The sequence below is a fragment of the Anaerobacillus sp. QJM3NY_32 genome (assembly GCF_056173645.1).
Genome location: NZ_CM149684.1, coordinates 2124930 through 2148264, shown reverse-complemented (window position 1 = coordinate 2148264; position 23335 = coordinate 2124930). Strand labels below are relative to the sequence as shown.

Sequence of the window (23335 nt, the reverse complement as noted above, 5' to 3'; positions counted from 1 at the left end):
ACATCGTGAAAATCATTTCTAGGTATTCTCTAAATAATGACATTATTAGTCATAATTACTTAAATTTTTTACATTACATTACGGTATATGAAATTTTGCGTATAGTATCATTTGCATCAGTACACGAAAAGTAAAAAAACACCGGGCAACTACTGCCCAGTGTCTACTTCCCATTCGTATTCGTCTAATAACTCCATTAAATAATAATATTGTTTCTTACTCCGGAAGTCCGTCTCTTTCCAATTTGATCGAATCCAGAGCGTTAACTCAGCTGCTGAATTGAAAATCTCTCCGCTCGTATCCGCCTTTCTTATCATATAACGACCATTTTCTTCATCAATCGTTACTTCGCATGGATAAGCGCTATCCTTCGAATATAAAGTGTACTCCATGAGCTTCCTCCTCTCTAAGTAACGGATTGCATCTGTTTTAAAAGAAGAGCTGAGAAGTATTTTCTCCCATCAGCGGTTTGAATATGAAGAATTTCCTTTGTAATTTCATCAGATTTCATGTCTTTATGAATAAACTCTATAAATGCCCCACTTAAATTCTCGGTAATACCATTGATTCGATAGCCACGGTCAATAAAATAGTCGACCTTCTCGCGTTCGATTAAATAATGCTGATATTCTCTCATTTCTTTAGCTCCTTTCGTCAAGTGCACTCCCCACTTCTTGAACAGCATGAGATTCACTGTCACTCATGATAGTCCAATCACGACCAACTGTTATCCCAAGGTATTTCTCATCACTTGGGTCTATCATTTCAGCTTGTTCATATTTCTTAAACCACCAGTATTTTGCTAAGACAAAGTAAGTCCCAGCACCTACAATAAAGCCTACTAGAAATGAATAGTTTGAGAGAAAATAAGCAGCTAATCCTCCGAGAACCCAGGCAATAAATCCAGCGGCATTTACACCATTCATATAACGATACTGACCGTTTTGCTCATACAAATCTGGAACGTTGACGCGACGCTTTCTTAGAAGATAATAGTCAGCAAAAAGAATTCCAACAATTGCAGATAAGATCCCACCAACTATGAGCAAAATCGGGATGAGAATATTGAATAAACTCCACGGCTGAACAACTGATCCTATAATACCTGCAATAAATACACCTGCCCAGAACGGAACTTTAGGTCCACCTACATTGGAGAAAATCGTGGCGGCTGGTACTAAGTTAGCAGATACGTTAGTTGACCATTGAGCGAGAACGATCATTAATAATAAAATGCCGAGCACTAAACCGGTAGCGGCTTCCTGTAGTGCGACAACTGGATCATAATTCGAAACGGCAATGTAAGATACACCGCCAATAATGACCATAAAGGTTTGCGTGATCGGTAGCGCAATCATACTACCTACTAACGTCCCTTTATTACGCTTCACCCAATTCCGCTCGAGTTTAGGAGCCTTAATGAATCTTGATATAGAAGGGATGTCCGCTGAAATGGTTGCCCAAAATCCCATATTACTAAAGATGACCACAAGAAAAGCAGTAACTGCCGCTCCACCGGTCACAGGACTTTCAATCCACGCCCATACTTCCCTTCCCTGCGAAACTGCCTGATCGGATAAAGAAGCGTACATCCAAACAGAGATGATAATGATCACTGGTGCAGCAAGATCTGCGAATCGTTCAACCGCTTTAATACCTAGTGCAGTATTTACGAGCTGAAGCGTTGCGAAAATAAGAAAACACACAAACCAGTTATCAAACCCAAAAAGTACATTTAGAATAGCGTTCATTGCCGTTGCACCAAAATACGTATTGATTCCAAACCAGAATGAAGCAGCGAGTCCTCTCACAATGGATGGAATGTGAGTACCGATCGTACCAAATGGTGCCCTCATATAAACTGGAAAAGATAGACCATGTTCAATACCGATATCACCAATCACTGTAATAAACAAACCAATTCCAAGCGTACCGATAATAGTTGCCGCTACAACCCACGTAAGTGACAGTGATTGAACACCGGCCCCACCAATTGCAAACGCAGCAAGAACGACAGCCATCCCAACCCACATCATGGCAAATCCGCCTGTCCCTATTTTTCTATCTTTATGGGCAATCGGCAAAAGGTCCGGTGACTTTAAATAGCTTTCATCTTTTTTCATTCAGCTATCTCCTTTTTCGGTCAGTTACTGAATCATCATCGGCTTATCAGTAACGGTCATAAGCTTTCCATATTTTGCTCGCTTCATATACTTCCCTGACCCCGGTGTACCTACAAACTGTTTGTTTTTAATCACAAACTCACCTCTTACAAGAACTGTCTCTGGCTCACCTGTAATCTCCATTCCTTCAAAAGCATTGTAATCTACAGCCATATGGTGTGTTTCAGCAGAGATTTTGCGTTTTGTTTCAGGGTTAAATATAACTAGATCTGCGTCTGCTCCAATAGAAACTGTCCCCTTCTTAGGAAATAATCCAAATAGCTTTGCTGATTTTGTTGAAGTAATATCAACAAACTGGTTTAATGAAATTCTTCTTTTCAGTACTCCTTCCGAGAAAAGAATACTAAACCGATCTTCAATCATTGGACCGCCATTAGGGATTTTTGTAAAATCATCTCGACCGAGGTCTTTTTGACCATTAAAATCAAATGAACACTGATCAGAACCAATCGTCTCAAGCTGTCCAGTTCGAAGAGCCGTCCAAAGAGCTTCCTGGTTCCACTTTTCACGAAGTGGCGGACTCCATACATACTTTGCACCTTCGAAATTCGGTTTCTCTAAGTAGGTTTGATCTAAAACAAGATATTGCGGACAAGTCTCGCCATGGATGTCATAGCCTTTCTTTCTTGCTTCAGCAATTTTATCAGCTGCTTCCTGACAGCTAACATGAACAACATATAGTTGAGAAGAAGCAAGACCAGTTAATTGGGCCGCACGACCTGTTGCTTCTCCTTCCACTTCTGGTGGTCTCGTTAATGCGTGATAAATAGGTTCAGTCTGACCTTTCGATAGCGCTTCCTTCGTTAAATATTCAATCACATCACCATTCTCAGCATGAACCATGACCAATGCTCCGAGTTCTTTAGCTGCTAAAAGAGTTCGATAAAGGGTTTCATCATCTGATTGAAAAACGTTTTTGTAAGCCATGAAAACTTTGAAAGATGTGATTCCCTCCTGATTGATCACATCAGGAAGCTGCTCTAAAACACTGTCGTTTATTTCGCTAATCATTAAATGAAAACTATAATCAATGACCGATTTATCCTTTGATTTGTCGTGCCATGTCTTAATCGCTGTTGATAGAGGCTTTCCTTTCTCAGTAAGGCAAAAATCGATGACAGATGTGGTGCCTCCAAAAGCTGCAGCAATAGTCCCTGTTTCAAAATCATCTTTTGAGACCGTACCACCAAAAGGCATTTCTAGATGTGTATGTGGATCGATTCCTCCAGGAAATACGTAACGATCACTCGCATCAATGATTTCAGCTCCTTCTTCTTCGATGTTCTTACCAATTGAAGAAATAATACCATCAGATATTAGAATATCTGCCTGGTACGTTTCACTGGCCGTTACAATGGTCCCATTTCGAATGATTTTTTTCATTTAAAATCCCCCTACTTATTTGGATATTTTGATATCTTTAAGCGAACCGATAAGAGATTGACGTTCGTTCCAGGTCATTTGTGGCAAATCATTTTGTACTTCAATCATATCGATTGCTCCATCAACTGGACAAACAATGGAACATAAATTGCAGCCTACGCAATCCTCTTCTCTTACTTGAAGAATCGCATGCCCATTTGGGTCATTTAGCATATCGATACATTGATGCGAGGTGTCCTCACATGCAATGTGGCATTTATTGCAATTGATGCAAACGTCATTGTTAATACGCGCCACCACTTTATGGTTAAGATCAAGATTACCCCAGTCAGAGAAGGTTGGAACAGATTTCCCAATGATGTCTTGGACCGAAAGAATGCCTCGTTCGTCAAGGTAAGAGGACAATCCGTCGATAAGATCCTCCACAATTCGAAAGCCGTGATGCATGGCGGCTGTACAAATTTGAACATTGCTTGCCCCCATCAACATAAATTCAATTGCATTTTGCCAGTTAGATACACCGCCCATTCCAGAAATCGGCACGTTAATACGGCTGTTTCTCGCACATTCACTTACCATATTTAGCGCAATCGGCTTAACCGCTGGACCACAGTAGCCGCCATGCGCTCCTTTTCCGCCAACATGCGGAATCGGTAGCCATGTATCAATATCAACCCCAGCAAGACTATTAATTGTATTAATCATACTCACCGCATCAGCTCCGCCTCTAACAGCTGCCTCAGCCGTCGCTGTGATATCTGTAATATTAGGCGTTAACTTAACGATGACTGGAGTTTCTGCAGCTTCTTTTGCCCAAAAAGTTTGTTTCTCCACAAGCTCAGGGACCTGCCCTGAAGCAGAGCCCATTCCCCGTTCAGCCATTCCATGTGGACAGCCAAAATTAAGCTCAAGGCCATCAACGCCAGCTGCTTCCGTCTTTTTAACGATTTCATGCCATGCTTCCTGATTAGGCTCAACCATTAATGAAGCGACAACGGCGTGGTTAGGAAATTTTTTCTTCGTTTCATAGATTTCTTTCAAATTCACTTCAAGTGGCCGATCTGTAATTAGCTCGATATTATTAAAACCCGCTACTCTTTGGCCATTGAAATGAACGGCTGCGTATCTCGAAGAAACATTCAGGATCGGGTCTCCAAGCGTTTTCCAAACAGCTCCTCCCCATCCCGCTTCGAATGCACGTTGTACTTGGTACCCGGAATTGGTAGGCGGAGCGGATGCTAACCAAAATGGGTTCGGTGAAGTGATACCCGCAAGATTCGTTCTAAGATCTGCCATCGATATTCCCCTTTCTCCTCTTACGCTGAGTACGTTGCTTTTAAGCTTTCATGCATATGATAAGCAGCCGTTTTCCCCTGTTGAGCCGCTGAAACAACCATGGCTTCTCCCTGTCCTTTTCCGAAAATAACATCTCCACACGCATAGATTTTGGGATTCGATGTTTCCATCGTTTCTTGGTTAATTAAAATGACACCGTCTTTATGAGCAAGACCAAGCTCTTCTATAAATGGAAGATGCCGCTTTTGGCCAATCGCTTTCACCACAGCATCACATTCAATAAGGAATTCAGAATCAGGAATAGGTTCTGTCCTCCTTCGCCCATCTTTAGCCGCTTCTCCAAGCTTCATCTTGACGCATTTCATTCCTTCTACATCGCCAGTTTCATTTGTCATTATTTCAACCGGCTGTGTTAACCAGCGAAACTCAACGCCATCCTGCTTGGCAAATTCATATTCAAAGTCATAAGCAGTCATTTCTTGTTCAGATCGACGATAAAGTATTTTGACGTTTTCTGCACCGAGTCGAACAGAGCAGGTTGCCCCATCAATCGCTGTATTCCCTGCTCCTACCACAACAACTTTCTTTCCTTTTAAGTGAGTTGGAAATGGCGCATTCTTTGTCATTTTGACGAGTTCAATGGCATCGTAAACACCATCAGCTTCTTCCCCTGAAATTTGAAGATCTGGAACATTTGCCATGCCAATTGCTAAAATAACACGGTCATTTGTTGAAACTAACTCTTCAAATGGAAGATCAACGCCTATTTTCACACCCGTTTTAATGGTGACGCCTAACCTTTCAATTTGCTCCACTTCCCAGAGTGAAATGGCTTTTGGTAACCGAAAAGACACGATGCCATACGTATCAAGTCCACCTGCCTGTTTCTCGGCTTCATAGATTGTGACACTATAGCCAAGTAGCGCAAGTTCGCGAGCAGCTGATAGACCGGCTGGGCCGCCACCTACAATTGCGACTTTCTTCCCGTTTGGTTGTCCTTGTTTAAATAGTACTTGATCATTTTTAATTGCCCAATCTGTAGCGTAGCGCTGCAGATTACCAATTAAAATTGGTTTTGTCGAATGATTTAACACACATGCACCTTCACATAGTTCTTCTGTCGGACATACTCTCGCACAGCTCGCTCCTACTGGGTTTGCAGTCATAATTGTTTTTGCTGACCCTTTCATGTTTCCTGAAGCGATTTTTTTAATGAAAGTTGGTATATCTATGCCGGTTGGACACGCCTTGATACAAGGAGCATCATAGCAATAAAGACATCTTTGAGATTCTTGAAACGCTTCCTGATTCGTGAGAGGTGGAACAACTTCAGTAAACCTTTTCTGCAGTTCCTTTTGGATCGCTGGTTCGCTTGTATTCATATTCGTCCCCCCTGTTTAAATTACGCATTACCGCTTGATAAACTAATAGATCCTTAAATGAAAAAGCAGGCGGCGAAGCCACACCTGCTTTCACTCCCATCAAGGCAATAGTGAAGTCATTTCCCCATAAGTCTCAGGACGGCGATCGCGATAAAATTGCCACGTATCTCGAACTTCACGAATCATCTTTTTATTTACATCACCGATAATCACTTCATCTTCATCCCTTGAACCCATCGCTACAAAATTGCCTCGTGGATCAACAAGATAAGATTGTCCATAGAATTCACCCATGTTCCAAGGTCCCTCTGTTCCAACTCGATTAATGGCTCCAAGATAGTAACCGTTCGCAACAGCATGAGCTGGCTGCTCTAGCTTCCATAAGTACTCAGAAAGTCCAGCTACCGTTGCAGAAGGATTAAAAACGATCTCTGCGCCGTTTAAACCAAGCAGTCTTGCTCCTTCTGGAAAATGACGATCATAACAAATATACACGCCTATCTTTGCGAAAGCCGTGTCGAATACCGGATAACCAAGATTACCAGGCTTAAAGTAGTATTTTTCCCAGAATCCGTGGCCTTTGTCTCCAACTGCTACATGTGGAATGTGTTGTTTCCGGTACTTACCAAGATAAGAACCATCAGCATCAATAACAGCAGCAGTATTATAATAGGTTGAGATGCCTTCTCGCTCATAAATAGGTAGAACAATGACAATACCAAGTTCTCGAGCAAGCGCCTGAAATCTCACTGTCGTTGGACCCTCGGGGATCTCTTCTGCAGCGTCATACCACTTTGTGTTCTGCTCTGCACAAAAATACGGTCCATAGAAGATCTCCTGAAGACAAACAATTTGAGCTCCTTTTTCACTTGCTTCTCTTACAAGGTGAATATGTTTTTCAATGGCTTTTTCTTTGTGAAGGTCAACTGATTCACTACCTTCCACATCATTTTTTGCCTGAATTAGGCCAATTTTCACTGAATCTGCCATATGTATGCCCTCCTATTCACATTAGTTAACTGAATTTTCTTTCTAATAAAAGTGTAGAAGATTCATTTCCTCCATGCACTATACAAAATGTAAAATAAAATGTACAAAAAACTAGCATTCTGTCGCGAGTCTTTAAAAGAAGATGGATCAAAAAAACAGCCTAAGTGAAGTACGGCTCTCTCCGCACTTACTACTTAAGCTGTTTTTGTTAAATCCCATGGTTGTATTTATGGTCTACGATTACTAGACACTTCATGGATGCTAGTTATCTTTTTGATCCTTAATATATTGTTGAACGACCTTATAAACATACTCCTGATTTGCTTCAGCAGTATTTGGGTTGTATTCTCCTCCATTTACTTTATTATTTGAAAGAATACGAATCCCTAGGAAAGGCACATCGAAAGCTTGAGCGATTTGTGCTCCTGCAGCACCTTCCATTTCTTCAACGGATGTACCATAATTTTCATGAAACCACTTGATACGATCAATTTCATTATTCCATACATCCGCTGAACCAATTGTTCCTTCCACAACTTTTCCTTTTGTATATTCATCCTTCACGGCGTTCGCGGCAGCAAGTAAGTCCTTATCTCCATCAAAGTATCGGATATTTTCTGCATCTGGATCTTCTCCTGCGCTACCTTCAGACGCCATTAAGTCCATTGGTTTCCATTCCGTTGGCTTAATACCCTCATTCTCCTCGAGATTAGTTGTTTTTAATGAACCCGTGTTTGTGGTTCTTTGCCCTAATACGATATCAAATACGTCCAATTCAGGATCATGTCCTCCTGATGTTCCTTGATTGATAATCGCGATCGGGTTATACTTCTCTATTGCTAGTGCAGTTGCAGCTGCCGTATTCTCCATTCCCTTACCTGTTTTCGTAACGATAACAGGATAATCATCCACCGTTCCTTTGTAAAAAACGAACGAACCTGAATTTTCTTCTGTTACATTCTCTAATTTTTGTGCGAACTCTTCTGCTTCAATTGGCATTGGTCCCTGTACAATGATTGGTCTTTCTGTTTTCTCTTGTTCAGCTGAAGATTCTGGTGCAGAGTTACAGGCTGACAAAACAACTAACAAAAGTAAAGTTATCATAGCTGATGTAGCGTATTTTTTAAAAAATGGTTTCCTCATCGATTTTCTCTCCCTAGTATGTAAGTTCGGACACTCTTCTTCATCAAATACGTGATTTGTGACTGACAATAGTAAACTTTTCTTCCGTCGTCATTCTCCCTTTCTAGAATGTGATTCTCGTATTAAAATCAAAAGAAATAGGCCAGGATTTTGTAGAAGATGTTCTACCGTCCAGACCTACGAAAGTTAAAATATGCGTCAAATATCCCTGCCAAAGTTATTAGTAAAACTAAATGTTAAGTCAGCTACATGCATATTTCAACTCGTAGTCCAGTACTTTAACGGGAACCGGGTAGAAACACTCAGACCATATTTCTGAGAATATACGAGTAAGAAATGATTAAGTTAGTACTTTAATACCATAACAGACATTCTTGATCATCACAACTAAAACATGAACATTAAATATATTTTTAATAAAATCGTTCGCCATTCATTGCTTTCGAGAAGTATATAGAAAGATTTAATGGGAATTAACGATAATTAACAATAACTATTAAAAAGTTAGACCTAAAATTATAGAAACCTTTCTTTTTGTTTTTTTGATGGAATCATACAACTTTCATTTTCCCCAAACCATTTGTAACGGCGCTTCGAAATGCCGTCATAAATTTTGTCTCTTAGCCTTAATGGTAAAAGTCGGAGTACAAGAAAAAGACTAAAAAAGCCTCCTAGCTGCTTTACAATATAAAGAGCTGCATCTGATTTAACGAGTGCCTTTCCATCCTTAATGACAATCACACTATCCGGAACGTCTGTTAGTTCAGCGTCATGAAGGAGATGTTTAGCCGTCTCCGATTGGAGGGAGGCAAAAGAAAATACAGCTTTTTTGTCATACTTAAACATAAACTTCACTAATCCATTGCATAAATTACAAACCCCATCAAAAAGAATAACGTTTGTTTTCGATTCTCTGGTTGTATCCACTGTTCCATTCACCTCGTTTTAAAACATGCTCATTACTTCACATACTAAGTATATCATAACTACATAATCTAAGATGGGGAATATGCTATAATTTCCATGTTCAGTATTCTACATAGCAAGGATGTTGCACCATGTATCCAACTAAAACGATCAAGGAAAAGATCAAATTATTAGTCATCATTCTTTATCCCATTTTAATCACTCAAGTTGGTCTCTACTCAATGAATTTCGTAGATACGATTATGAGTGGAAGAGCTGGAGCAAATGATCTTGCAGGAGTTGCCATTGGTTCAAGTCTCTGGGTTCCTGTATTTACAGGATTAAGTGGCATATTGCTTGCCATCACTCCGATTGTTTCGCATTATATCGGTGCAAAGCAGGAAGATCGGGTTTCATTTTCAGTACTTCAGGGCATTTATCTTTCGGTTGCTCTCTCCGTTAGTATATTAGTTGTTGGTTATTTTATATTAGACCCTATTTTAAACACCATGGATCTTAATAACAAAGTTGCTCAAATTGCAAAAGATTACCTCATCGGACTTTCCTTCGGGATTATTCCACTGTTTATTTATTCCGTTCTAAGGAGTTTCTTTGATGCACTTGGAGAAACAAGGACGACGATGCTAGTCACGCTCACGTCTCTTCCAATCAATGTATTCTTCAATTATGTTTTGATTTTCGGTAAATGGGGATTCCCCCAATTAGGAGGTGTTGGTGCTGGATATGCATCAGCGATCACTTATTGGTTTATTCTTTTAATCGCCTTACTTGTTGTCATTAGAGTAAGGCCATTCCGAGCGTATAGGATTTTCAAACGTTTTTATCCAATATCCTTTTCTACCTGGAAAGAACAGCTAAAAATCGGTGTTCCGATAGGTTTTTCTATCTTTTTTGAAGTCAGTATTTTTGCGGCCGTTACACTTTTAATGAGCACGTATACAACCGAAACGATCGCTGCTCACCAGGCAGCCATTAATTTTGCTTCTCTTCTATATATGATCCCCCTTAGTATATCAATGGCGTTAACAATTGCTATTGGATTTGAGGTTGGGGCAAGAAGATTACAGGATGCAAAGCAATACAGCTATATGGGCATTGTCTTTGCTGTTCTAATGGCCTTACTATCAGCTCTTTGTTTATTTCTCTTCAATGACACCGTCGCGAGTTGGTATACAAGCAACATGGAAGTGTTTGATTTAATTAAAGTATTCCTTATTTACGCCATCTTCTTTCAGCTTTCCGATGCCGTTGCTGCTCCCATACAAGGAGCGCTCAGAGGATATAAAGATGTTAACGTAACGCTTGTTATGAGTCTCATTTCTTACTGGGTGATTGGCCTTCCTTCAGGCTACTTACTAGCGAAATACACAGCGTTCGGTCCATACGGCTACTGGGTTGGGCTTAGTGCGGGACTTTTCGTTGCTGCTATTACGCTCTTCCTACGTCTCCGTCACGTACAAAGAGTCGGAAGAATTATATAAACAAAAAGCGGCTCCCAGAAGGGTGCCGCTTTTTGTATTACTTGTACATTTCTTGTGCTTTTGCTTGTAATTCAGTGTTTTCAAGGTACTCATCATAAGTTGCTTCTTTATCAATGATCCCTTTAGGTGTTACTTCAATTACTCTATTTGCGATCGTTTGAATGAACTGGTGGTCATGAGATGTAAAGATCATTGCACCTTTGAAATTCATAAGACCATTGTTGAGTGCAGTAATTGATTCAAGATCCAGGTGGTTTGTCGGATCGTCAAGTACAAGAACATTCGCACCGCTAAGCATCATTTTTGAAAGCATGCAGCGAACTTTTTCGCCACCGGAAAGAACGCTCGCTTTCTTCAATACTTCTTCACCAGAGAAAAGCATTCTTCCAAGGAAGCCGCGTAGGAAGCTTTCGCTTTGATCTTCTGGGGAATATTGACGAAGCCAGTTAACAAGGTTCGTATCCACACCCTCAAAGTAATCAGAGTTATCTTTAGGGAAGTAAGCTTGAGAAGTGGTAACACCCCACTTGAACGTTCCGCTATCTGCTTCCATTTCACCCATCAAGATTTTAATGAGCGCCGTATTCGCAATTTCATTACGACCTACGAGTGCCACTTTATCGTCTTTATTTAGCATAAAGCTTACGTTATCAAGTACTTTTACACCATCAATCGTTTTTGTTAAACCTTCAACGTGAAGCACGTCGTTTCCGATTTCACGATTTGGTGTAAAGGCTACGTAAGGATATTTTCTTGAAGAAGGCTTAATATCATCAAGCGTAATCTTATCAAGAAGCTTCTTACGTGACGTAGCCTGTTTAGACTTCGACGCGTTCGCGCTAAAGCGCTGGATAAACGCTTGAAGTTCCTTTACTTTCTCTTCTTTTTTCTTGTTCGCATCCTCTTTCATCGTACGAGCAAGCTGGCTTGATTCATACCAGAAATCGTAGTTACCCACATACACTTGGATTTTACCGTAATCAAGGTCAGCCATGTGCGTACATACTTTGTTTAGGAAGTGACGGTCATGGGACACAACAATAACGGTATTCTCAAAGTTAATAAGGAACTCTTCTAACCATTGAATTGCGCCAAGATCAAGGTTGTTCGTAGGCTCATCCAGTAGAAGAATATCAGGAGAACCAAAAAGAGCCTGTGCAAGAAGTACTTTCACTTTTTCAGAACCAGTAAGGTCTGCAAGCTTCTTATCATGAAGATCTTCAGAAATACCAAGTCCTCTAAGCAATACAGCTGCATCTGATTCAGCTTCCCACCCGTTAAGGTCAGCAAATTCACCTTCAAGCTCTGCAGCTTTCATACCATCTTCATCAGAGAAATCCTCTTTCATGTAGATCGCATTCTTTTCCTGCATCACTTCATGAAGACGTGCATGTCCCATAATTACGGTGTTAAGAACCTCATACTCTTCGTATTCGAAATGGTTCTGTTTCAGGACGGCAAGTCGTTCTCCCGGTCCCATATGAACATCGCCAGTTTGTGGTTCGATTTCACCTGATAAAATCTTAAGAAACGTTGACTTACCAGCACCATTAGCACCGATTAGTCCATAACAGTTTCCTGGAGTAAATTTAATATTAACATCTTCAAAAAGCTTACGATCACCATATCGTAAGCCGACATCTGTAACTGTAATCATTTAGGTCGTATTCCTCCATCTATCGTAATATAGTGCAAATTATAACATGTTCTACACGGAATAGATATGAACCCAACAGATCTTATTCATCAAATGGATAGATCCAGAAGGATTCTTGTTTAATAAACGACATCATTTCAGAATTCGGATCCATTGAACCATCTTCAAGTCTTGCCACCATCGCCTCTGTTTGGGAGCGGTGAGCTTCAATGGTTTTGATCTTCGTTTCTAACACATCCGTTACGTCAAAAACTTTATCAGGTTTACCAAGTACCACTTCACGGTCCGGAGTAATTGGTAAAGCATAAACCGTTGGACGTTTTTCCTTCGGGATCCGTTTTAACGTTTCTATGACAGCTGCAGAGCAAGCATCATGATCCGGATGGATACCGTATTCTGGATAAAATGTAATAATTAATGATGGGTTTAATTCATCAACTAGCTCTCCAATTGTAGAAACAAGCAGTTCAGGGTCTTCAAACTCAAGCGTCTTGTCTCTAAACCCGAGCATGCGAAGATCTTTTACGCCCATAGCGTTGCAGGCATCTTGTAATTCTTTCTTTCGTACTTCTGGAAGTGTTTCTCTTGTCGCAAAAAATGGATTCCCCATATTGCGTCCCATTTCTCCGAGCGTTGCACATGCATAAGTGACGGGCACGCCTTCATTTACAAATTTCGTTATCAACCCTGCAGTTCCGAAAGCTTCATCATCCGGATGCGGGAAAACAACGAGGACTTGTTTCTCCATAATCGTTTCCTCCTTAGTCGAATGGTGTATAGCTTAATTGAACAGCTACTGCTAAACGGCCGCTCGAATCATGACCTGCCATTAATAAACGACCATCATCCAATTGATAATCCGTTAAGCCTTCAGCATACATCCAACCGTCATTTAATTTAAACCCAACGCGGAATGGACCGCTACCTGCCATTTTGACATTGGTGAATTTGATTGAGCCATTTCTTATGTAAGCTCCAACCGCAAGCTTTTCTTTATCTTGAGCAGCATAGGCTCCACTCGTTGTTTCTAAGTGAAAATACAGTTCTTTGTTCTCAAATGTTTCAAGGATTTCTTGTACTTTTTCTATTTGAATAGGCTTCATTCTTATGCCCCCTTCTTTCTTAGGCCTACTTGCTAGAACTAGTATAGCTCATCTATTCCGCCTGGTAAAATGATTGACGTTGGCATTAGAACGACTTTCATTAGACAGAGACCGTTTTTTTCCGTTATAGTTAACTTTTGAATAGACATGAATTCGAAACTCGGAGGTATGAAAGATGCAATTATATGAAACGTTTGATATTCCAGATAAAATACAAGACCGTATTGAAGCAAGACGCGAGGCAAACTCCAATCCAGAGCACTATCTCATCGGATCTGAAGGCTATACAGCACCAGATATGTCGATCGTAAAAGATGCCGTCACAGCTTTGATTCTAGGTAAAAATGTGCTTCTTAAAGGTCCAACAGGTGCTGGTAAGACAAAACTTGCCGAACTAATTAGCTACTTCTTTAACCAGCCAATGTACTCGATTAACTGTTCTGTTGACCTTGATGCGGAAGCGCTTCTAGGGTATAAAACGTTAACATATGACGAACAAAACAATGCTCATATTACATTCATTCCTGGACCAGTAGAAAACGCGATGAAAAACGGCGAACTTCTCTATATTGATGAAATTAATACAGCTAAAGCAGAAACACTTCCCATTCTAAATGGTGTACTTGACTATCGTCGTATGGTTCTAAACCCTTTCACAGGAGAAACGGTTCGGGCAAAAGAGAACTTTGGCGTCATTGCTGCAATTAATGAAGGATATATTGGAACAGCACCATTAAATGAAGCATTAAAAAATCGTTTTATCGTGATAGAAGTACCTTACCTACAGGGAGAAGCTTTAAAAGAAATGTTAAGTGAACAATCGCTTTTAGATGATTCAAAACAGCTGGATCAGTTTGTTACGTTATCTGCTGACCTTCAATCAAAAGTAAGAGATGGTCAAATTTCAGAGGAAGCCGCCTCTCCTCGTTCACTTCTAGACGCTTGTGACTTAACAACATTTATGGAAGCGAGACGCGCGATTAAACGAGCGATTACAGATAAGCTTGAAGATGAGCGTGAAAAAGCTGCAGTGGAAAACATCGCAGAAACAATTTTCGGACGTTATCAGGAGAAATCATAAATGAAGTTTCTAAACTTTGCTGAGAATCAGACTGATCCGTTTCTTCATCTAAGTTTATCTGATCTCGCGGAAACACTGAGTCATCTAGAGAGTGAAGTTCAGTTCGCTTTCCATTCTTACTACAGACCAGCTGAACAGTTGATTACGGTCAGTCATTATTGGAATGATATTTTTGATGGAACGCAATATGATGGTATGAAAAGTGACATCTACCTTCGTGCACTTGGTAATGTTCATTATACGAATTTCAATGAAGTAGATCACTACCTCTCCACTATCAAACAACAATCACATCCTCTTTTCCGTAAACAACTGTTTGCATTATTAGAGGATATAAGACTCGAGCAGATTTGTATGTCTATCCGACCAGGAATGAGCGCTGCTTTTGATACAAGACGAACATTATTTCAAAAGCGTTTTCGTGGTCGTCTTGAAGTTCATAATCGCCAGAATCAGCTGCTTGATGCATTATTCTGCGCAATCTATCTACAAGCGATCGGTAAACCAGTTGCTCTAGGAAATGAACTAGCAGAATATAAGCCCTATCTGCGCCATTTAATTATAGAGATTTCTAAAGCTAGTTCAACAAAAGACGTTGCCACTCTCACAAGCGCATTTTGTCAGGAGCTGAATGTTGATCATTTCGATATGACAACAGAATATTTAACGATGTATGGAACCTCGGTCAACGCTTCCACTGTTGTTGAAGATGAAGAAGCTCGTCAGTTAAAAAGTGACGATACGATGGAAACGACTGATAAAGAAGATAAAGAAACGTATGATGAGGAAATGAATACGTGGCATGAAGAGCAGGAGCAAGAAGGATCCAACTTCCTTCAATTTGACTTAGAAGAAGGCGCTAAATCAGATCTGATCGGAGAAGGCGAGCGAAAAGAAGAATCTGGTGATCAGGCCTTTGTCAGTGTCCAAGGTGCTTCTAAGCAGTCAGAGGGCAGTCAGTTTGATGAAGAGGCAATTCTTGAAAGTCGTGATACAAAAGCAGTTGCTTCTTCACAGGATCCTCTAGGTGAAGCGAATCGAAACGTAAAAGAAGTGATTCGTCATGCCGAAAAACCAACTTCTGAAGAGCTTTCGAATTATCGAACTGCGAAGGCTGACATCCAATACGCTGAAAAATCACTTCGTGCTGCGATCCAGAAAACGATCGAGCAAAAACAAATTGCTCCTAGAAGTGATCTTCATTTTGGACGATTGAACCGCAAGCTACTAAGGCTATTAACAGACGAAAACCCTCGTCTCTTTTATAAAAAGAATGCGCCTAGTACAGAGCTTGATGTAACGTTCTCGTTACTCGTCGATTGCTCGGCATCGATGTACGACAAGATGGAAGAAACACGACTAGGTATTACGCTTTTCCATGAGACGCTAAAAGGACTAAATATTAAACACTCGATCACTGGATTCTATGAAGATGCATTCGATGCTGATGATCAGGAACAACCGAATACCCTGTTTCAAATTGTTGATTACAACCGATCGACTCAAGCTCATGAAGGGGCTAAAATTATGCAATTGGAACCTGAAGAAGACAATCGGGATGGGTATGCGATTCGAAAAGTTGCTCAAGAATTAGCTGAACGAAATGAAAAACATAAAATTTTACTTGTGTTTACAGACGGCGAGCCTTCCGCATACGATTACAGCGAAAATGGTATCATTGATACTCATGAAGCCGTGATGCAAACAAGGAAAAAAGGCTTTGAAGTAATCGGTGTTTTCTTATCTAACGGGGAACCACAGGAAAAGGAAAAAAATACGATGCGAAATATCTACGGCACACAAAGCCTTGTGATTCCTTCTGCTAATGAGATTCCCGCTTATTTAACGCCTCTGTTGAAGCGATTGTTGCTACGATTTGTATAGAAAATATGAACGGTTATCACTTTGTCCCTAAATGGTGATAACCGTTTTATCTATAATAAATATACTTGACATCCCTTTTATTGATGGACCCCATTTCTATATCCTGTCTCATCCAACTAATAAACCAATTCGCTAAACCGCTAAGAAATAATGGTAGAAATCGTCAGTAAAGTATATCGAAATAAAATTAAATACTACATAAATAGAAATAAAAGCAGTTTATGCTGGTGCTAAGATTAACGGTTTGGCAAATTGATTTTCTCTTCTATTTACTCGTTTAATAAAAAATTACATCGTAAAGGATATAGTACCTTAAGCGATTTAGCTCGAAGATCTTTGCATTTTAATACACAGAAGTACAGTAGCTAATATAGGATGACATTTCCCCACGAACGATCTGGTCATACGTTTTTTGGATTTTCTGTGTAATCAGACCGATTTTACCATTTCCTGTTATTCTCCGATCTATCTCCACTACTGGCTTAATTCCAATAGCCGTTCCCGTAAGAAACACTTCATCTGCCTCGTATAACTCAACTCTCGTAATACTCTGTTCTCGCATTGATAATCCTAACTCTCTGTATACAATTTGAGCAACGGTATTCCGAGTGATTCCAGGAAGAATATCATCTGATACTGGAGGAGTCACAACTTCATTCCCTCGTACGATAAAGAGGTTATTAGTAGCTCCTTCACTAACATTCCCTTCTCTAGTTAAAAAAAGAGCCCCATCATAACCGTTTAACATCGCTTCATTAATTGCCAACCCTGAATTCAAGTAACCAGCTGTTGATTTTGTTTGTGGAGGAATCATATTACTTCCTACTCTTGTCCAAGAGGAAACACATACATTTATAGAAGCTTTTGGCTCATACTCGGTAAGATCCAGATAGATTGCTAGATGATTTAATGGATCATTTAAATCTGGACGTAACGTATTAGCTCCTTTGAAACAAAGCGGCCGTATATAAACGTCTTGAGTCACTTGGTTGATTAATAGTAACTGTCTGGTAATCTCAGACAACTGATCTATAGAATAGGGAATGGGAATATACAAGCTTTTTCCAGAGCCGTGGAACCTTTTAAAATGATCATCTAATCGAAAAACAAAAAGCTGCTTTTGTTCTTTATTCCAAAAGGCGCGTATACCTTCTATGCAGCCTAAACCATAGTTTAGCCCTTTGTTTTTCACGCTCAGACTTAAGGAACGATCATCTACAAATCGATCTTTATCAAACATAAAAGCCACACCATTCACCCTCTTTAATGGCTAGATTGAACGTTGTTGTTTTTTACCGAAAGCCGATATATCATCACTATTAACTAACATAGCTTTTTAAATAATATATGCTCGTAATGGCTAATCATTAGAGAATTTTCGATTAATGTTGCACCAGTAATGTACGACATGTTCTTACGAAGGGACTATTTCTCTGTACTTAGCTAGATACTGTTGATTCTCGAATGAGAACAAAATCTATGTCGTTCATTTTCTTAGCATTGTACTTAAATGCCGATAGATTTCTACTAATTCCTCAAGCGTCATCCTAACTAATCCGCTAGTTGATGGTGCCACAAAATCTTGCACACCATCTATTTGATTAACGGGTTGATATCCCCACTCAGCCTTTCTAACACCCGAGAATTTCTGGTAAACTCCTTTTCCTACAAAACAATTGACTTCGGGCTTGTACAATCTAATTTTCTTGCTAAGCTGCTCTCGTCCTTTTGTGTAATCATCAGACGTTAAGTCAGCCGCTCCTCGCGTAGGACGATCTACGATATTCGTGAGTCCATACCCATATTCTAAAAGCCTATGATCTTCCTCTGGTAAGAGCTTACGATCTGTAAGACCCGCTTCTTTTAATACGGAATAAAAACGATTTGTTGGGTTTGCATAATGATGCCCCTCATTCTCGGACTGGAGTCCAGGGTTAAAACCGATAAACAAAATTTTCAACTGATGATCAAGATGGTCTGGTAACAAAGCTCCTCACTCCTTGCATTCAAGTATTCCATAATGAAATTTCGATGTTTTTCGAATTTGTTGTTGAAAACCTAACTGTTCAAACCGCGAGCTGTTCCAAGAATCTTTTAAAATCACTCTTATGCGAGCAACTCTTCTAGCTTCCATCACCATATTTTCTGTGAGTGCATCATAAAGCGCAACCTGTTTGATACCAGATACGCCGTCAGATGCTAAGATAGAATCTTCAAACATTGGGTCAAAATATACAACATCAACCGAGTTCTCCATTAAATGAGGTAATACGTCTTCATATTTATTACTTCGAACTGTTATTCGCCTCATCGCCTTATCTACGTAGTTATTATTACTTTCCCATTTTTTTAATCCTTCTTGAAGTAATAGCGCGTGCTCTGAACCCTCAATTGCTTGTACACTACCGAATTCGCCTACTACTAAACTCGCAACGATGCTGTCAGAAGCAAGACCTGCTGTACAATCTAACAAGCTCATTCCCTCACTAAGACCACTCGCCTTAATAAACGCATCATCGCGTCCATTTAGAACCGCCCTGCAACGAAACATGGCTGAGTTTGGATGAAAGAAAACCGGTGTTTCAGCGCTTTTTTTATACAAACATAATCGATCAAAACCGACAACCACAACTATTTCCTGATAAAGATGAATGATTTGTTGAATCGATCGTTTTTCTCTTGATATGTAAGTACCTTCATAATAATGACTCAGTTTTATAGCCTCTTTAATGAGTGCTTCAGTCGGTCTCCCTGCAGTTGTAAAAATCATCCGATTATCTCCTTTAATTTCCTTCAAAGCTAGTATACCATGTCGTTTAAGAAGATTTCCGGAGAGAACTACTCCACCTTAGAAACTATATTGAAATAAAAAATGAAGTGAAGCTGTATTCGGTGGACACGTGCTATCAACTAACATAAACACCATTGGCTCATTGTTATATAAACCATATAATTTTAACAAATACGATAAATGAAAATTCAAATTCTAAACAAATTATTATGTAGCTGTTATACTAATAACACTATTTAATAAGAGGTGGAACAATGCAAAAAATGTGGATAATGTATAAAAATTCTTCATTCATACTAAAAATGACGCTTGGCTTTATACTTGGTATTACAGCGGGAATTCTTTTTGGCTCAAGTATAGAATTCATTAAACCGCTTGGCACCATTCTAATCAACTTGCTTAACCTGGTAGCCATTCCAGTTATTTTTCTAACAGTTGTGCTTGCAATCAATCAAATGAACCCTAAATACGTTGGGAAATTAGGTGGAAAACTGTTAGTATATTACGGATTAACAACAGCAGCCGCTGTTTTAATAGGTGTTACAATCGCTTTATGGATTAGCCCTGGGTCTGGTCTAACACTTCCGGATACGAAAGTTGAAAAGCCTGACACTCCTGGTTTTTCTGATGTTCTCTTAAATATCGTTCCGAATAACCTTTTTGAAACCTTTTCTTCGGGACAACTCATGGGTATACTCTTTCTAGCTGTGATCATTGGATTAACTATAGGAAAAATGCGCTATTCTGAGAAAAATGACATGCGTGAATCTGGCGAGAGACTTCATAAGCTATTCTCCGCTGCAAATGACTTATTCTTTTTGTTACTGCAAGGTATTTTACTTTATGCACCGCTTGGCATCTTCGCCATTAGTGCCACATCCTTCGGCAATCAAGGCTGGCAAACGTTCCAATCTTTACTTGCTTTCACAGGTGTTTTTTATTTAGGCGTTCTATTACTTTGGGCATTGATTTATACTTCTTTTCTAAAGTACGCGAAATTAAGTATTAAAAACTTCTTTTTTCAAACGAAAGATGCTTATTTAACAGCATTTTTTACATCAAGTAGTATCGCTTCGCTTCCAATCGCGATTGACTCTGCTAAAAAAGCCGGCATCTCAGAACGAATTGTGAACTTTTCTTTACCAATCGGGGCCGTCTTCAATTCAGATGGAGGGGCCTTAAGAATGGGTGTGTCAATCGTTTTTGCTGCAAACGTCACCGGGTTAAACTTTTCCGTTATGGATTATGTGACCATTGTTGCCATAGGTACACTTCTCTCCATAGGAACGGCAGGGATTCCCGCTGCCGGCTTAGTGACATTATCAGCAGTGTTAACCATGTTTAACCTTCCCTTAGAAATTGTTGCTTTAATCGCTGGAGTTGACGTCATGATTGGCATGGCTGGTACAGCTTCGAACGTACTTGGTGATATTATTGGGGCAGCTGTCATCGATCGTGATAAAAAGAAAACATCCAAATCAGTTGCTTAAATGAAAAGGCGGCCCTGTTATCTCGATAACAGGGCCGCCTTTCTCTAATTAAACGATTAAGCTCTATTAACACTAAATTTCTCTTGTCCTTCTACCGATCCATAAGAATCCTCCAATATTGAGTAAACCAACAGTGATGAGCAACCATGAAATTATTTCTAATCCAATTGTGGGAGAATTATTGCTAAAACAACTTGCGAGAAGTAACCCCATTCCTAGACTTCCATAATAGACTTTTAACTTCTTCCGATCATGCTTAACGGCGAATGAAAATAAAAACGTCAGCAAATAAATACCGCTTACCACCATAAGAATTGGGAAGAGCGGTTTGAATTTAGCCGCATATATAAAGTGATCTAGACTTGATATATCTGCTTGCCCTGTAACTTGGCCGTTTATCACCCTTGAAAAAAATGTGCTATATTCCCATTCCCACGGTTTATTTCGTAGTTCACTACCTTCATACCAGCTTCCTAATGTAGATAAAACAAGCATAACAAGTGCGGTACTACCTTTCACAATATTCATCATCCAACATTCGACTCCTTACCTGAAAACCACTTCAAATCATCACCCTTATTTTATCATAATGATTTTTGGATCTAAACCCGTTAAAACCATGTCCTCAAACTTAATAGATTAAGTAGATTTATTGCTTATGAATGATTCAAAATCTAGTCATTAAATATCGTATGAACTTATCCTTTATAATAAAACGAGCATCAAAATCATTCGATTTTAATGCTCGTTTCCGCTTTTTTATTGTATAACTAATTAAAATCAACCAGCTGTTCTAATAGTTTTCTTTAAACCATTCTGCCGCTTTTTCTACTTCTGATCTCGTTAATTGATGACCTGCACTTTCCCAATGAACCGTTACCTCTGCCCCAGCATGAGAAAACATTTCCTGAAGTTCCTTTGTCTCTTTTGGAGAGCAAATGGGATCATTTTCACCAGCGCCTATGAAAATTGGTTTTTGCTTAAGGTTCGGTAGCTCAAGATGACGCAGTGGCACCATAGGATGATGTAGGACAGCGCCTTTAAGCGAATTTGCATCGTGGAATAGAAGGCTAGCTGCGATGTTAGCGCCATTCGAGTACCCTATTGCAATAACGTTGTTGCGCTCAAAATCGTATTTTTGTGCTGATTCATCGATGAAAGCATTTAATTCATGTGTTCTCTCTATTAAATCCGCTTCATCAAAAACGCCTTCCGCTAATCGCTTGAAAAAGCGCGCCATCCCGTTTTCTGATACATTACCTCTCACACTCAGAATGGAATGCCCAGGAGCAATAAGTTCAGCTAAAGGAACCAAATCTTCTTCTGTTCCGCCAGTACCATGAAGTAGTAGTAGAGTCGGAAGCTCTTTTTTTCCTTGTTTAAAAAGATGGTTCATCATTTGTCACCATTTAGGACTCTTGCTTCCGCTGGTTCAAGATGATTTTCAATTTGAGATCGCTTCTCTTCTAGCCATGGTGGTAGAAGTAGGTTTTTCCCCATTTCATCAGGGTCTTCATCTTTTGCAAACCCTGGAGGATCCGTCGCTATTTCAAACAGTATTCCACCTTCTTCTCTGAAGTAAATGGCATTGAAATACTGTCGATCAACGACCGGAGTTGGTTTATACCCTTTTTCTTCGAGTAAGTTTCTCCATTCTTCATGATCATTGAAGTCATTAGCCCGAAACGCAATATGATGGACAGTACCTGAGCCCATGTTTCCAGAATCTAGCGGTGTTTTCTTCACGTCGACCGTGTTGCCTATCGAATCACTGGATTTAAATCGAACAAAATCTTCTTCTTCAGCTACACGAATAAAACCAAGAACTTCTTCTAACACATTCATAGTTGCTTCCGACTTGCCGGTCAATAATGTAGCACCTGCAAATCCTTTGATTGCATGTTTTGTGCTAACACCGCCAAAGCTCCACGTGTTTCGCTCCCCTTCTTCTCTTTCAACGAGTTCAAGGTGTAGTCCATGTGGATCATCAAAAGCGAGAACCTTTTCACCAAACCGAGTCATCTCACCGTTTTCTACATTTAATTTATCAAGACGCTTTTTCCAGAACGTTAAACTGCCTTCAGGCACAACGAAGCTAGTTACGCCAACTTGACCAGAGCCAATCTTTCCATCATGTGCTTTCGACCATGGGAAAAAGGTCATGATTGTACCCGGTGCCCCTTCTTCATTTCCGAAATAAAGATGGTATGTTCCTGGATCATCGAAGTTCACTGTTTTTTTAACGAGACGAAGACCAAGAACCCCACTATAAAAATCAATATTTTCCTGAGGATTTCCTACAATTGCGGTAATATGATGTATTCCTGTTGTATGCTTCATAAATGACAAGTCTCCTTTTCAATATTACATCCACTTTAGAAGGTTCCCGTATAGTACGGTTTTTAATCGTCTAATTTGTTCTTTTAGATGTCTTTTATCTCGAATTTGAGATATTTGATTTAAGTGTATATAATTTGTATTCTTATGTCAAATCTTTTCCTCTTATGCGTATAGGACAACCCCTGCTGGTGACATTCTATATGT

At 39.8% G+C, this 23335-nt stretch carries 22 protein-coding genes and 1 riboswitch; of the genes, 4 read left to right on the top strand and 18 right to left on the bottom strand.

What is annotated here, in order from left to right; translation table 11 throughout:
• Nucleotides 1-149 precede the first annotated feature (149 nt).
• From AC0VYH_RS11430 to AC0VYH_RS11390, 9 genes are all read right to left on the bottom strand, one after another.
• Nucleotides 150-392: a hypothetical protein gene (locus AC0VYH_RS11430; protein ID WP_194221659.1), complete on the bottom strand. Its 243-nt coding sequence runs from the start codon at nucleotides 390-392 to the stop codon at nucleotides 150-152.
• Nucleotides 393-406: 14 nt separating this feature from the next.
• A complete protein-coding gene (locus AC0VYH_RS11425) occupies nucleotides 407-637 on the bottom strand; it encodes a hypothetical protein (protein WP_475373764.1) in 231 nt (76 codons plus the stop codon).
• 4 nt (nucleotides 638-641) lie between these two features.
• Nucleotides 642-2123 (bottom strand): NCS1 family transporter, encoded by a 1482-nt coding sequence (locus AC0VYH_RS11420; RefSeq protein ID WP_475373763.1) that lies wholly within the window; start codon nucleotides 2121-2123, stop codon nucleotides 642-644.
• Between the two features lie 24 nt (nucleotides 2124-2147).
• Nucleotides 2148-3566 (bottom strand): dihydropyrimidinase, encoded by a 1419-nt coding sequence (gene hydA / locus AC0VYH_RS11415; protein ID WP_475373762.1) that lies wholly within the window; start codon nucleotides 3564-3566, stop codon nucleotides 2148-2150.
• A 15-nt stretch (nucleotides 3567-3581) separates the two neighbouring features.
• Nucleotides 3582-4862, bottom strand: a complete 1281-nt coding sequence (preA, locus tag AC0VYH_RS11410; RefSeq protein WP_194221655.1) for an NAD-dependent dihydropyrimidine dehydrogenase subunit PreA — start codon at nucleotides 4860-4862, stop codon at nucleotides 3582-3584.
• A gap of 20 nt (nucleotides 4863-4882) precedes the next feature.
• Nucleotides 4883-6244 (bottom strand): NAD(P)-dependent oxidoreductase, encoded by a 1362-nt coding sequence (locus tag AC0VYH_RS11405; protein ID WP_475367409.1) that lies wholly within the window; start codon nucleotides 6242-6244, stop codon nucleotides 4883-4885.
• Nucleotides 6245-6343: 99 nt separating this feature from the next.
• The gene (locus AC0VYH_RS11400) at nucleotides 6344-7234 is read right to left on the bottom strand and encodes a nitrilase-related carbon-nitrogen hydrolase (RefSeq protein ID WP_475367408.1); all 891 of its coding nucleotides are present in this window, start codon (nucleotides 7232-7234) and stop codon (nucleotides 6344-6346) included.
• Between the two features lie 261 nt (nucleotides 7235-7495).
• Nucleotides 7496-8377, bottom strand: a complete 882-nt coding sequence (locus AC0VYH_RS11395) for a 5'-methylthioadenosine/S-adenosylhomocysteine nucleosidase (RefSeq protein WP_475367407.1) — start codon at nucleotides 8375-8377, stop codon at nucleotides 7496-7498.
• A 246-nt stretch (nucleotides 8378-8623) separates the two neighbouring features.
• Nucleotides 8624-8726: riboswitch (purine riboswitch) on the bottom strand.
• Nucleotides 8727-8893: 167 nt separating this feature from the next.
• A complete protein-coding gene (locus AC0VYH_RS11390; protein ID WP_475367406.1) occupies nucleotides 8894-9304 on the bottom strand; it encodes a thiol-disulfide oxidoreductase DCC family protein in 411 nt (136 codons plus the stop codon).
• 131 nt (nucleotides 9305-9435) lie between these two features.
• Between AC0VYH_RS11390 and AC0VYH_RS11385 the strand changes: the two genes are divergently transcribed.
• The gene (locus tag AC0VYH_RS11385; protein ID WP_430246431.1) at nucleotides 9436-10785 is read left to right on the top strand and encodes an MATE family efflux transporter; all 1350 of its coding nucleotides are present in this window, start codon (nucleotides 9436-9438) and stop codon (nucleotides 10783-10785) included.
• A 37-nt stretch (nucleotides 10786-10822) separates the two neighbouring features.
• On the opposite strand, the gene AC0VYH_RS11380 is transcribed toward AC0VYH_RS11385, so the two are convergent.
• The 3 genes from AC0VYH_RS11380 to AC0VYH_RS11370 form a co-directional block, all read right to left on the bottom strand.
• Complete coding sequence (locus tag AC0VYH_RS11380; protein ID WP_226613088.1) at nucleotides 10823-12442, bottom strand: ABC-F family ATP-binding cassette domain-containing protein; 1620 nt, start codon at nucleotides 12440-12442, stop codon at nucleotides 10823-10825.
• Nucleotides 12443-12524: 82 nt separating this feature from the next.
• Nucleotides 12525-13190: a bacillithiol biosynthesis deacetylase BshB2 gene (bshB2, locus tag AC0VYH_RS11375; RefSeq protein ID WP_194221648.1), complete on the bottom strand. Its 666-nt coding sequence runs from the start codon at nucleotides 13188-13190 to the stop codon at nucleotides 12525-12527.
• A 13-nt stretch (nucleotides 13191-13203) separates the two neighbouring features.
• Nucleotides 13204-13545, bottom strand: a complete 342-nt coding sequence (locus AC0VYH_RS11370) for a YojF family protein (protein ID WP_160919492.1) — start codon at nucleotides 13543-13545, stop codon at nucleotides 13204-13206.
• Between the two features lie 175 nt (nucleotides 13546-13720).
• Here AC0VYH_RS11370 and AC0VYH_RS11365 point away from each other — a divergent pair, with 175 nt between their 5' ends.
• Nucleotides 13721-14626, top strand: coding sequence for an ATP-binding protein (locus tag AC0VYH_RS11365; protein ID WP_430246428.1), 906 nt, complete (start codon nucleotides 13721-13723; stop codon nucleotides 14624-14626).
• A complete protein-coding gene (locus AC0VYH_RS11360) occupies nucleotides 14627-16510 on the top strand; it encodes a vWA domain-containing protein (protein WP_475373761.1) in 1884 nt (627 codons plus the stop codon).
• A gap of 343 nt (nucleotides 16511-16853) precedes the next feature.
• On the opposite strand, the gene AC0VYH_RS11355 is transcribed toward AC0VYH_RS11360, so the two are convergent.
• The 3 genes from AC0VYH_RS11355 to AC0VYH_RS11345 form a co-directional block, all read right to left on the bottom strand.
• A complete protein-coding gene (locus tag AC0VYH_RS11355; RefSeq protein WP_475367482.1) occupies nucleotides 16854-17750 on the bottom strand; it encodes a branched-chain amino acid transaminase in 897 nt (298 codons plus the stop codon).
• Nucleotides 17751-17996: 246 nt separating this feature from the next.
• On the bottom strand, nucleotides 17997-18497 hold the full coding sequence (gene mug, locus AC0VYH_RS11350) for a G/U mismatch-specific DNA glycosylase (RefSeq protein ID WP_475368999.1): 501 nt from the start codon (nucleotides 18495-18497) through the stop codon (nucleotides 17997-17999).
• A gap of 6 nt (nucleotides 18498-18503) precedes the next feature.
• Entirely contained in the window at nucleotides 18504-19280 is a 777-nt protein-coding gene (locus AC0VYH_RS11345; protein WP_475373760.1) for a class I SAM-dependent methyltransferase, read from the bottom strand.
• Between the two features lie 275 nt (nucleotides 19281-19555).
• On the opposite strand from AC0VYH_RS11345, the gene AC0VYH_RS11340 reads away from it, so the two are divergent.
• On the top strand, nucleotides 19556-20791 hold the full coding sequence (locus AC0VYH_RS11340) for a dicarboxylate/amino acid:cation symporter (protein ID WP_475373759.1): 1236 nt from the start codon (nucleotides 19556-19558) through the stop codon (nucleotides 20789-20791).
• A 72-nt stretch (nucleotides 20792-20863) separates the two neighbouring features.
• Here the strand turns inward: AC0VYH_RS11340 and AC0VYH_RS11335 are convergent, their stop codons facing one another.
• The 3 genes from AC0VYH_RS11335 to AC0VYH_RS11325 all read right to left on the bottom strand — a co-directional run bounded on the left by AC0VYH_RS11335 (nucleotide 20864) and on the right by AC0VYH_RS11325 (nucleotide 23131).
• The gene (locus AC0VYH_RS11335) at nucleotides 20864-21322 is read right to left on the bottom strand and encodes a DUF4306 domain-containing protein (protein WP_475367401.1); all 459 of its coding nucleotides are present in this window, start codon (nucleotides 21320-21322) and stop codon (nucleotides 20864-20866) included.
• Nucleotides 21323-21584: 262 nt separating this feature from the next.
• The gene (locus tag AC0VYH_RS11330) at nucleotides 21585-22190 is read right to left on the bottom strand and encodes an alpha/beta hydrolase (protein ID WP_475367400.1); all 606 of its coding nucleotides are present in this window, start codon (nucleotides 22188-22190) and stop codon (nucleotides 21585-21587) included.
• Nucleotides 22187-23131, bottom strand: a complete 945-nt coding sequence (locus AC0VYH_RS11325; RefSeq protein ID WP_475367399.1) for a ring-cleaving dioxygenase — start codon at nucleotides 23129-23131, stop codon at nucleotides 22187-22189. The genes AC0VYH_RS11330 and AC0VYH_RS11325 overlap by 4 nt, the downstream gene beginning before the upstream one ends.
• Nucleotides 23132-23335: the final 204 nt, after the last annotated feature.

Coding starts and splice junctions, on each gene's coding strand:
- AC0VYH_RS11430 (WP_194221659.1), bottom strand. CDS start 392: ATGGAGTACACTTTATATTCGAAGGATAGCGCTTATCCATGCGAAGTA.
- AC0VYH_RS11425 (WP_475373764.1), bottom strand. CDS start 637: ATGAGAGAATATCAGCATTATTTAATCGAACGCGAGAAGGTCGACTAT.
- AC0VYH_RS11420 (WP_475373763.1), bottom strand. CDS start 2,123: ATGAAAAAAGATGAAAGCTATTTAAAGTCACCGGACCTTTTGCCGATT.
- hydA (WP_475373762.1), bottom strand. CDS start 3,566: ATGAAAAAAATCATTCGAAATGGGACCATTGTAACGGCCAGTGAAACG.
- preA (WP_194221655.1), bottom strand. CDS start 4,862: ATGGCAGATCTTAGAACGAATCTTGCGGGTATCACTTCACCGAACCCA.
- AC0VYH_RS11405 (WP_475367409.1), bottom strand. CDS start 6,244: ATGAATACAAGCGAACCAGCGATCCAAAAGGAACTGCAGAAAAGGTTT.
- AC0VYH_RS11400 (WP_475367408.1), bottom strand. CDS start 7,234: ATGGCAGATTCAGTGAAAATTGGCCTAATTCAGGCAAAAAATGATGTG.
- AC0VYH_RS11395 (WP_475367407.1), bottom strand. CDS start 8,377: ATGAGGAAACCATTTTTTAAAAAATACGCTACATCAGCTATGATAACT.
- AC0VYH_RS11385 (WP_430246431.1), top strand. CDS start 9,436: ATGTATCCAACTAAAACGATCAAGGAAAAGATCAAATTATTAGTCATC.
- AC0VYH_RS11380 (WP_226613088.1), bottom strand. CDS start 12,442: ATGATTACAGTTACAGATGTCGGCTTACGATATGGTGATCGTAAGCTT.
- bshB2 (WP_194221648.1), bottom strand. CDS start 13,190: ATGGAGAAACAAGTCCTCGTTGTTTTCCCGCATCCGGATGATGAAGCT.
- AC0VYH_RS11370 (WP_160919492.1), bottom strand. CDS start 13,545: ATGAAGCCTATTCAAATAGAAAAAGTACAAGAAATCCTTGAAACATTT.
- AC0VYH_RS11365 (WP_430246428.1), top strand. CDS start 13,721: ATGCAATTATATGAAACGTTTGATATTCCAGATAAAATACAAGACCGT.
- AC0VYH_RS11360 (WP_475373761.1), top strand. CDS start 14,627: ATGAAGTTTCTAAACTTTGCTGAGAATCAGACTGATCCGTTTCTTCAT.
- AC0VYH_RS11355 (WP_475367482.1), bottom strand. CDS start 17,750: ATGTTTGATAAAGATCGATTTGTAGATGATCGTTCCTTAAGTCTGAGC.
- AC0VYH_RS11345 (WP_475373760.1), bottom strand. CDS start 19,280: ATGATTTTTACAACTGCAGGGAGACCGACTGAAGCACTCATTAAAGAG.
- AC0VYH_RS11340 (WP_475373759.1), top strand. CDS start 19,556: ATGCAAAAAATGTGGATAATGTATAAAAATTCTTCATTCATACTAAAA.
- AC0VYH_RS11335 (WP_475367401.1), bottom strand. CDS start 21,322: ATGATGAATATTGTGAAAGGTAGTACCGCACTTGTTATGCTTGTTTTA.
- AC0VYH_RS11330 (WP_475367400.1), bottom strand. CDS start 22,190: ATGATGAACCATCTTTTTAAACAAGGAAAAAAAGAGCTTCCGACTCTA.
- AC0VYH_RS11325 (WP_475367399.1), bottom strand. CDS start 23,131: ATGAAGCATACAACAGGAATACATCATATTACCGCAATTGTAGGAAAT.